Genomic DNA, 12,052 nt, shown 5'->3' on the forward strand with positions numbered 1-12,052 from the left:
TCTCATGCATGCCTCGAAAATATATTCTCTGTGTCTGACGCTTATCAATAGCAATAAATACCGCACCACAACAAGAATATATTCTTTGTTTAAAAAATTTTTATAGCCTAATAACACAATACTTCAAATGATTTTTATAAAATTTAATATTGCTGAATACCTTCACAAAAGGTATTGTTTTTATGTTAAAAAAGAAAAAAAAGATTAAATTAAAACTCATTATAAAACATAAAGATAAATAAAAAACCATCATGCGTTGTTAGCCTACCCCACCTCTCCTTAACACAAACTCCGTTATATTTCAGACGCACTAACACCTTTATCAATAGATCTTAATTTGCAGAAAGATTTTTTTCTGACTATATCATCTAATACGAAAGCACTAGTCAGGCACAAAAAACAAAGGGTTATTCGGCGAGAAAACCAGACCTTCACCTACGCTCATAAAAAAGAATATGGCTACGGAAATTCATCTCTCATGATGAACGGGAAGGCTCGTCTACGCATTTTGCCCTGAACGTCGTGCCCGTTAATTAATACACAGAGCAAATCCATCAGGAGCTAATTTATGCGTCTACTCGCCGTGGTTTCGAAATTGACTGGCGTCTCCACCACTGTGGAATCCTCAGCGGTCACTCTTAACGCCCCGTCAATTGTTAAATTATCAGTGGCCCGGGAGGAAATTAGTCAACTTACGCGCATTAATCAGGATCTGGTGGTGACGCTCCATTCCGGCGAAACGATCACAATTAAAAACTTTTACGTTACCAACGATCTGGGCGCAAGCCAGCTGGTACTGGCGGAAAACGATGGCACGTTATGGTGGGTAGAAAATCCGCAAGCCGGGCTACATTTTGAACAAATCGCTGATATTAATGAGCTGCTGGTCACTTCTGGCGCTTCCCATGAAGCAGGCGGCGCCGTTTGGCCGTGGGTACTGGCTGGTGCGGTGGCGGCTGGCGGCATTGCCGCTATCGCGTCTTCCGGCGGCGGCGATTCCCACCATCATTCGGATGGCGATAATCCGCCCCCCGATAACACCAATCCTGACGGTAATCCCCCTGATAACAGCAATCCCGGCGGCAGTAACCCTAACGGCAATACTCCAGGTAGCAGTAATCCTGTAGATACTACCCCGCCTCTCGCTCCCGGCAAATTGTTGATTTCAGCGGACGGAAAAACGGTGAGCGGCGAGGCCGAAGCGGGCAGTACCATTACCATCAAAGATCCTTCAGGTAACGTCGTTGGCGAGGGCAAAGCGGATAGCGACGGTAAATTTAGTATTGATCTGACAGCGCCACAGATTAGCGGCGAACAACTTACCGTGACCGCGACTGACGATGCTGGCAATACCGGCCCATCGGCAACCATTGATGCGCCCAACGTTCCTCTCCCCGATACACCAGCTATCACCGCCGCTATCGATGATGCCGCTCCCCTCACCGGCACGCTGAGCAATAATCAGTTTACGAACGACAATACCCCCACGCTGGAGGGAACCGGCAGCGCAGGCACAGTCATCCATATTTACGCCAATGGTCAGGAAATAGGCTCCACAACGGTTGATAGCAGCGGAAGCTGGCGTTTTGCCATTACCAGCGCGCTAGCGGATGGGGAAAATCATTTCACCGCCATTGCGACTAACGTTAAAGGCGAAAGTAGCGAATCAGCCAGCTTTACGCTGACTATCGACACACTCAGCCCCGATGCCCCACGCGTTGAACTGATTGCCGATAACACCGGTTTGCTCACCGGGCCGCTACAGAATAATGACCGGACTGACGAGGCAAAACCGCTATTTTCCGGGCAGGGAGAGGCAGGCAATACCATCACGATTAAAGAGGGATCAACCGTCATCGGCAGCGCTACTGTAGACGAAAATGGACGTTGGACCTTTACGCCGACTACGCCGTTAAGCGATGGCGAACATACCTTTACCGTCGAACAAAGCGACAATGCCGGAAACACGAGCCGCGTGACGACAACGCCTACTATCATTGTGGACACCACGCCGCCTGACGCCGCTATCATTGATAATGTTGCGAAAGACGGCACAACCGTTAGCGGCACCGCTGAAGCTGGCAGTACTGTGTCGATCTATGACCCGGCGGGAAATTACCTGGGCTCCACGATTACCGGAGAAAATAACCACTTCAGCATCACGCTGAATCCGGCTCAGACCCACGGCGAGCGTCTGGAAGCGCGTATTCAGGACGCCGTCGGTAACATCGGCCCCGCCACGGAGTTTACCGCTTCTGATTCACAGTATCCTGCCCAGCCGACTATCCTTACCGTGACGGATGACGCTGGCGCCGTTACCGGGCTGCTGAAAAATGGCGATGCCACAGATGATAACCGCCCAACCCTCAGCGGTACTGCTGAACCAGGCAGTACGATATCGATTAACGATAATGGCTTTCCTGTACCGACCTTTCCGCCCATTGTCGCTGACGCTGACGGCAAATGGAGCTTTACCCCCTCGCTGGCACTTGCCGATGGCGACCATGTCTTTACCGCTACCGCGACCAACGATCGCGGCACCAGCGGGCAGTCCGTCTCCTTTACCATTGATATCGACACGCAGCCACCGGTGCTGGAAGGCCTGGCGGTTAACGACGTCGGCGACAGACTTACCGGCACTACGGAAGCTGGCAGTACTGTGGTTATCAAAGACAGCCAGGGAAATACGCTCGGTAGTGGAACGGCAGGCGACGACGGTACCTTCTCAATAGGTATTAGCCCGGCGAAAATTAACGGCGAAACATTAAGCATTAGCGTTACCGATAAAGCCGCGAATAGCGGTCCGGTAGAAACGCTGAACGCGCCGGATAAAACTGCGCCTGCGGCACCGGACGGTCTTATCGTGGCGACCGACGGTCTGTCCGTAAGCGGTCAGGCGGAAGCCGGGGCAACGGTCACTATCCGTGACAGTAGCAACACCGTACTTGGCAGCGCCGTCGCTAACGGCAACGGACAATTTATCGTTCCGCTGAATACGGCGCAGACTAACGGCCAGGCGCTTATCGCTACCGCCACCGATGTCGCGAAAAACGAAAGCGCCGCCGCGACGGTTATCGCGCCGGACAGTACCGCGCCGGAAATGCCGAAAAACGTGGTAATTAGTGAGGATGGCACCAGTATCAGCGGCACCGCCGAACCGGGTAGCGCCATCACGATCGCCACGCCGGACGGCACGCCGCTTGGCAGCGGCAAAGCAGATGGCGAAGGTCATTTTACCCTTCCCCTCGTCCCCGCACAGACCAACGGCGAACAGGTTACCGTCACCGCCACCGACAGCGCCAACAACGTCAGCCCGCCAACTACAGCGCAAGCGCCCGATATCACCGCCCCGGATAAGCCCATTATCACTCAGGTGCTGGACGATGTTGAAAGCTTCACCGGGCCGCTGGTTAACGGACAAACCACCAACGACAACCGTCCCACCCTTAGCGGTACGGCGGAGGCCGGCGCGCGTGTCGAAGTCTTTGATAACGGCGTTTCACTGGGACTCGCCACGCTACAGCCCAACGGTGCCTGGACGTTTACGCCGTCGCAAAATTTAGGTGAAGGCGCGCATCGACTGACCGTAATCGCAACCGACGCTAAAGGCAATGCCAGTCCGGCCGCGTCATTCGACCTGGTGGTCGATACGCAATCGCCGCAGCAACCGGTAATCACCTTCATTACAGATGATGCGCCGGGTATTCTCGGTAGCGTCGCGCATCTGGGGCTCACTAACGACAGCACGCCAACGATTAACGGTACAGGTGAACCGGGTTCCACAGTACACCTGTATCAGAATGGCGCCCGGATAGCGGATATTATCGTCGGTAATTCCGGCGTCTGGAGCTACGCCTACACCACGGCCTCGCCACTGGCGGACGACACCTACACCTTTACCGTGACGGCCAGCGACAGTAACGGCAACACCACGCCTTTTTCGACCGATTTTACGATTACCATTGATACCCAGGCCCCTGCCGCCCCCGGCGTTATCGGCGTAGCTGACGGCGACGGAAATACGATTGATACCAATCAGATTACCCAGGAATCCCAGCCCCGGTTGAGCGGTAGCGGCACCGCAGGCGACACAATCATCCTTTACGATAACGGCAATGCCATAGGTCAGGCGCTGGTCGGCACGGACGGGCGCTGGCAGTTTACGCCGCCTGCCGCGCTGGGCGACGGCGACCACCTTCTGACCGCTCGCGCCAACGATCCGGCGGGGAACGAAAGTCCCGAATCCATCAGCTTTACCCTACGCATCGATACCCAGGCGCCGGATGCGCCGCAGATCGTGTCAGCCGCCATCACAGGCGGAGAAGGCGAGGTGCTACTGGCAAACGGCAGTATTACCAATCAGCGTATGCCGACCCTCAGCGGCACCGGCGAACCCGGCGCCATCATCACCCTGTACAATAACGGCGTAGAACTGGCTACCGTCCAGGTCAATCCACAGGGTAGCTGGACCTATCCGCTAACCCGTAATCTGAGCGAAGGGTTAAACATCCTGACGGCCACCGCCACGGATGCCGCAGGCAATAGTAGCCCCACCTCCGGCGTTTTCTCCGTTACCCTTGATACCCAGCCTCCAGCGCAGCCTGACGCGCCGCTAATCAGCGATAACGTCGCGCCGGTTATCGGCAACATCGGCAATAATGGCGCAACGAACGATACCACGCCGACCTTCAGCGGCACGGGAGAGATCGGCAGCACGATAATTCTCTACAATAATGGCAGTGAAATTGGTCGCACAACGGTAGGCGATAACGGTAGCTGGAACTTTACGCCTGCGGCACTGACGCCAGAAACCTATACCATTACCGTCACGGAAACCGATATAGCGGGCAATATCAGTCCACCTTCAGCCTCAGTCACTTTTACGCTAGACACCACTGCGCCCGCCAATCCGGTTATCACTTTTGCCGAAGATAACGTCGGCGAAGTCCAGGATACTATTGTCAGCGGCGCAACCACTGACGACAATACACCGATCATTCATGGCACTGGCGACATCGGCAGCATTATTACGCTCTATAACGGCAGCAGCGTTTTAGGCGTAGTCACCGTCGATGAGACCGGCACCTGGATGCTGTCGGTGACCAGCGCGTTGCCGGATGGCGTCTACACCCTGACCGCCATTGCCGCCGATGCCGCCGGAAACAGCAGCGGCGTATCGAACAGCTTTACCTTCACCGTCGACACCGTTCCGTTGCAGCCGCCCGTCGTCAATGAGATCCTTGACGATATTGCGCCAGTGACCGGGCCATTAACCGATGGCGCCTTTACTAACGATCGGACGCTGACTATCAACGGCAGCGGCGAAAACGGCAGCACCGTCACGATTTACGACAATGGCGTGGCAATCGGGACGGCGCTCGTCACCGACGGAACCTGGACATTCAATACGCCCGAATTATCAGAAGCCAGCCATGCGCTAACCTTCAGCGCGACTGACGACGCTGGAAATACCACGGCGCAAACCCAACCGATCATCATTACCGTGGATATCACCGCCCCGCCCGCGCCAACGATCCAGACGGTGGACGACGATGGCACGCGCGTCGCCGGACTTGCCGACCCTTACGCTACCGTTGAAATTCATCATATCGATGGCACCCTGGTCGGCAGCGCTGTCGCTAATGGCACCGGTGAATTCGTCGTTACGCTCAGTCCGGCGCAAACCGATGGCGGTACGCTGACGGCAATTGCTATCGATCGCGCGGGGAATAACGGCCCGGCTACGAATTTTCCCGCTTCCGACAGCGGTCTGCCCGCCGTCCCGGCCATCACGGCGATTGAAGATGATGTCGGGAGCGTACAGGGGAATATTGCGGCGGGCGGCGCCACGGACGACACCACGCCGACGCTGCGCGGCACCACGGATATCGGCTCTACCGTTGAAGTTTTCATTGATGGCGATTCGGCAGGCTTTGCCACCGTTGACGCCAGCGGGAACTGGATCTTTGAGATCGCGACGCCATTAAGCGAAAGCACACATTACTTCACCGTCCAGGCAACCAATGCGAATGGCCCGGGCGGCCTGTCCGCACCGGTCGGGATCACTGTCGATCTTAGCGCGCCGGCGCAACCGGTTATTACCAGCGCAACGGATGATGTCCCCGGCATGACCGGTACGCTGGATAACGGCGCGCTCACCAATGATTCACGCCCGACGCTCAACGGAACGGGAGAAGCAGGCGCCACCATCCGCATTCTGGATAACGGCGTAGAAATCGGTTCCGCCACGGTAGATCAAAGCGGCAACTGGCGCTTCACCCCGAACGCGCCGCTGGAGAGCAACGCGCACATCTTTACCGCCGTGGCGACCGATCCCGCTGGCAATAGCGGCCAGCCTTCGGACGGCTTTACGCTGAACATTGACGCGCTGGTGCCAGATGTGCCGGTTATCACCTCCGTGATTGACGATAACAATCAACCGACCGTTCCGGTGTTACCGGGGCAATCCACCGACGATCGGCAGCCAATACTGAACGGAACTGGCGAACCTGGCGCGACAATCACCATTTTTGATAACGGTACGCCGCTTGGCACGGCTCAGGTAGGCGAAAACGGTAGCTGGACCTTCCCGGTGCCCCGCAATTTGTCAGAGGGAAGCCATAATCTGACGGTTAGCGCTACCGATCCGGCGGGCAATACCAGCGCGGTCTCCGCGCCGTGGACGATCATAGTCGATATTACGCCTCCGGCGATTCCGGTTCTCACCTCCGTCGTGGATGACCAGCCCGGTATTACCGGCAACCTGGTAAGCGGGCAGCTAACGAACGATGCGACGCCTACCCTGAACGGGCGCGGAGAGGCTGGCGCGACGATTAATGTCTATCTTGACGGCAATCCAGCGTCCATCGGTACCACGACGGTGAATAGCGACGGCACATGGAGTTTCACGCCGCAGACGCCGCTTGCAAACGGTAGCCACACGTTCACCCTTAGCGCCACCGATCCGGCGGGTAATAGCAGCGCGGTGTCCAGTGGATTTGTGCTGACGATTGACGCCACACCGCCCGCCGCGCCGGTTATCGCCAGCGTGGCAGATAATACGGCGCCAGTAACGGGCATCGTCCCCAACGGCGGCTCGACGAACGAAACCCGACCAACACTCTCGGGTACCGGTGAGGCGGGTACAACCATCTCGATTTATAATGGCAGCGCGCTGGTCGGCACGGCGCAAGTTCAGGCCAACGGTAGCTGGAGCTTTACGCCGTCTACCTCGCTGGGCGCGGGCGTCTGGAACCTGACGGCGACAGCAACCGATGCGGCAGGCAACACCAGCGCCGCGTCCGAAATACGCTCGTTTACTATTGATACCACGGCTCCCGCCGCGCCTGTTATTGATACGGTCTACGACGGTACGGGCCCCATTACCGGCAATCTGAGTTCAGGGCAGATCACAGACGAGGCGCGCCCTGTCATTAGCGGCACCCGTGAAGCCAACACAACTATTCGTCTCTACGATAACGGCACGCTGCTGGCTGAAATTCCCGCCGACAATAGCAGTAGCTGGCGCTACACGCCCGATGCCTCTCTGGCGACGGGCAACCATGTAATTATCGTCATTGCCGTTGATGCCGCAGGCAACGCCAGTCCCGTTTCAGACAGCGTTAATTTCGTTGTCGATACCACGCCGCCGCTGACGCCGGTAATCACATCAGTCAGTGACGATCAGGCGCCAGGCCTCGGCACGATCGCGAACGGCCAAAATACCAACGATCCTACGCCAACCTTCAGCGGCACCGCAGAAGCCGGCGCCACGATCACGCTCTATGAAAATGGCACGGTCATTGGCACGACAACGGCCCAGCCTGACGGCGCGTGGAGCGTCTCCACCTCAACGCTGGCAAGCGGAACGCACGTCATCACCGCCGTCGCCACCGATGCCGCAGGAAACAGCAGCCCGAACAGTACGGCTTTCACCCTGACGGTCGATACCACCGCGCCGCAAACGCCGATCCTGACGTCCGTAGTGGATGACGTCGCGGGCGGGGTCACAGGAAATCTCGCTAATGGTCAGATAACCAATGATAACCGCCCCACGCTGAACGGCACTGCCGAAGCGGGCAGCGTGATCAGTATCTATGATGGCAACACTCTGCTTGGCGTCACCTCGGCTAACGCGGGCGGCGCGTGGAGCTTCACGCCGACGACAGGGTTAAACGACGGCACGCGCACATTAACAGTGACCGCCACCGACCCGGCAGGCAACGTTAGCCCGGCCACCAGCGGTTTTACTATCGTGGTCGATACCCTTGCGCCAACGGTTCCACTTATAACCAGCATCGTTGATGATGTCCCGAACAGTACCGGCGCCATTGGCAATGGACAATCGACCAACGACACACAGCCGACGCTCAACGGTACCGCGGAAGCCAACAGCGCGGTAAGCATCTTCGATAATGGCGCGCTGGTCGCGACCGTGAACGCCAATGCCAGCGGCAACTGGAGCTGGACGCCAACCGCCGCGCTCGGCCAGGGAAGTCACGCCTATAGCGTTAGCGCCGCCGATGCGGCTGGCAACGTTAGCGCCGCTTCGCCATCGATAACGATTATCGTGGATACCATTGCGCCCGGCGCGCCCGGCAACCTGGTCATCAATGCTACCGGTAATCGCGTGACGGGCACCGCGGAAGCAGGCAGTACAGTGACGATTACCTCTGATACTGGTGTGGTACTGGGAACCGCCACCGCCGACGGTACAGGCAGCTTCACCGCCACACTCACGCCCGCGCAGACCAATGGTCAGCCGCTACTGGTATTTGCCCAGGATAAAGCAGGCAACACTGGCATTGCCGCCGGATTTACCGCGCCCGATACGCGCGTGCCGGAGGCACCGATCATCACCAACGTAGTGGATGATGTGGGTATTTATACCGGCGCTATCGCCAACGGTCAGGTCACTAATGACGCACAACCCACATTGAATGGTACCGCTCAGGCGGGCGCCACGGTGAGCATTTATAACAACGGGGCGCTGCTCGGCACCACCACGGCGAACGCCAGCGGAAACTGGAGCTTTACCCCGACAGGTAATTTGACCGAAGGCAGCCACGCCTTCACCGCCACCGCGACTAACGCCAACGGTACAGGCAGCGTCTCCACCGCCGCGACGGTGATTGTCGATACGCTGGCGCCCGGTACGCCGTCAGGTACGCTCAGCGCCGATGGCGGTTCACTTTCCGGACAGGCAGAGGCAAACAGCACCGTAACCGTCACGCTGGCGGGCGGCGTGACGCTCACCACCACCGCCGGCAGCAACGGCGCATGGTCTCTCACCTTGCCGACAAAACAAATTGAAGGTCAGCTCATTAACGTGACGGCTACTGACGCTGCGGGTAACGCCTCCGGCGCGTTAGGCATTACCGCGCCGGTTCTGCCGCTGGCGGCAAGGGATAACATCACCAGTCTTGATCTGACCTCGACCGCCGTCACCAGCACGCAAAATTATTCGGATTACGGCCTGCTGCTGGTTGGCGCGCTTGGCGATGTCGCCTCGGTTTTGGGTAACGATACCGCTCAGGTTGAGTTCACCATTGCTGAAGGTGGTACGGGCGACGTCACCATCGATGCCGCCGCAACGGGAATCGTGCTTTCGCTGCTCAGTACTCAGGAGATTGTGGTACAGCGCTACGACACCAGCCTCGGCGCCTGGACGACGATCGTCAACACCGCCGTTGGCGACTTCGCGAATTTGCTTACCCTGACCGGGAGCGGCGTTACCCTGAACCTGAGCGGACTGGGCGAAGGCCAGTACCGGGTACTCACTTATAACACCAGTCTGCTCGCCACCGGTTCATATACCAGCCTGGATGTCGATGTACACCAGACCAGCGCAGGTATTATTAGCGGGCCAACCATCAGTACCGGCAACGTCATGACTGATGATACCGCGCCGACGGGCACCACGGTCACCGCCATCACCAACGCCAACGGCGTCAGTACGCCGGTCGGCGCGGGCGGCGTGGATATCCAGGGACAATACGGCACGCTGCACATTAATCAGGATGGCAGTTACACCTACACGCTGACTAAGCCCACGGCGGGATACGGACATAAAGAGAGCTTCACCTACACCATCACCCAGAATGGCGTCGGTAGCAGCGCCGCGCAACTGGTTATTAATTTGGGTCCCGCGCCGGTACCGGGCAGCGTGATAGCGACAGACAATAACGCCTCGCTGGTCTTTGATACTCACGTTAGCTACGTCAACAACGGTCCCTCGACACAAAGCGGCGTCACGGTATTAAGCGTCGGACTTGGTAATGTACTGAACGCGAATCTGCTTGATGATATGACTAATCCGATCATCTTTAACGTTGAAGAAGGCGCTACGCGAACCATGACGTTACAGGGAACCGTCGGCGGCGTCTCACTGGTTTCCACGTTCGATCTGTACGTTTATCGCTTCAACGATGCCATTCAGCAATATGAGCAGTTCCGGGTGCAAAAGGGCTGGATTAACACCCTGCTGTTAGCCGGACAGTCTCAGCCGCTGACCCTGACGTTGCCTGGCGGCGAATACCTGTTCGTGCTGAATACCGCCAGCGGCATTAGCGTCCTCACTGGCTATACGTTGGCGATTTCCCAGGACCACACCTATGCCGTTGACAGTATCACCGCCAACACCACCGGCAACGTACTGACCAATGATGTCGCCCCTACGGACGCCCTCCTCACTGAAGTAAACGGCGTGGCGATTGCGGCGACCGGCACGACGGAGGTAAACGGGCTGTATGGCTCGCTCATCATTGACGCAAGAGGCAACTATACCTACACGCTGAAGAACGGCGTCGGCGCCGACAGCATTAAAACGCCGGACAGCTTTATCTATACGGTCAAAGCGCCAAACGGCGATACCGATACGGCCTCGCTCAATATCACGCCAACCGCCAGGGCGCTGGATGCAATTAATGATGTCAGCGATACCCTTAGCGTCGCCACGCTTCAGGATACCGCTGCCTGGCTGGACTCCAACGTCGGCAGCGCCAGTTGGGGGCTACTCGGCAAATCGGGCAGCGGGAGCGGCACCTTTGACGTTGCAACGGGCACCGTACTTAAAGGCGCGTCACTGGTTTTTGATGTCTCCACGCTCATTACGCTGGGCAATCTGAATATTAGCTGGGCCATTCAGGAGAACGGGACCGTCATACGCAACGGAACCGTTCCGGTGGCGAATATCACGCTGGGCAGCGCGACGGTGACCGTCAACCTGAGCGGCCTGGAGCTGGATGCCGGAACGTACACGCTGAACTTTACCGGCACCAATACCCTGGCCGGGGCGGCGACGATCACGCCACGCGTCATCGGCACCACTGTCGATCTGGATAATTTTGAAACGTCCGGAACGCATACCGTTCTCGGCAATATTTTTGACGGCAGCGACGCGGCGGGGGCGATGGATCAGCTTAATACGGTGAATACCCGCCTGAGCATTAGCGGGTATAACGGCAGCGCCGCCACGCTGGACGCCGCGGCGAATACCACCAGCGCCACGATTCAGGGACATTACGGCACATTGCAAATTAACCTTGATGGCGCTTACACCTACACCCTGAATAATGGCGTCGCGATGTCGTCCATCACCAGTAAAGAGGTCTTTACCTATCAACTGGATGACAAGATGGGTCATACGGATAGCGCCACATTGACCATTGATATGGCGCCGCAAATCGTCAGTACCAACCAAAACGATGTTCTCATCGGCTCCGCCTATGGCGATACGCTGATTTACCACCTGTTAAACGGCGCGGACGCGACCGGCGGCAACGGCGCCGATCGCTGGCAAAACTTCTCTACCGCGCAGGGCGACAAGATCGATATCCATGAACTGCTGACGGGATGGGATCACCAGGCGGCGACGCTGGGTAACTTTGTTCAGGTTCATACCAGCGGCGCCAATACGGTGATATCCGTCGATCGCGACGGCGCCGGCAGCGCGTTTAAATCAACCGACCTTGTCACTCTGGAGAATGTGCAGCTCACGCTAAATGATCTGTTGCAGAACAACCACCTGATAACCGGCGGTTGATAAAAAAGC

General features: G+C 57.3%; 1 protein-coding gene. It reads left to right on the plus strand.

Translation table 11 applies throughout. The annotated features are described in order from the left end of the window. Window positions 1-568: 568 nt before the first annotated feature. Window positions 569-12,043: a biofilm-associated protein BapA gene (gene bapA, locus EOS97_RS02950; RefSeq protein WP_023165907.1), complete on the plus strand. Its 11,475-nt coding sequence runs from the start codon at window positions 569-571 to the stop codon at window positions 12,041-12,043. The last annotated feature ends 9 nt before the right edge of the window (window positions 12,044-12,052 follow it).

Source organism: Salmonella sp. SSDFZ54 (genome assembly GCF_004010735.1).
In the GTDB taxonomy this organism is placed as follows: domain Bacteria; phylum Pseudomonadota; class Gammaproteobacteria; order Enterobacterales; family Enterobacteriaceae; genus Salmonella; species Salmonella enterica.

Coding starts and splice junctions, on each gene's coding strand:
- bapA (WP_023165907.1), top strand. CDS start 569: ATGCGTCTACTCGCCGTGGTTTCGAAATTGACTGGCGTCTCCACCACT.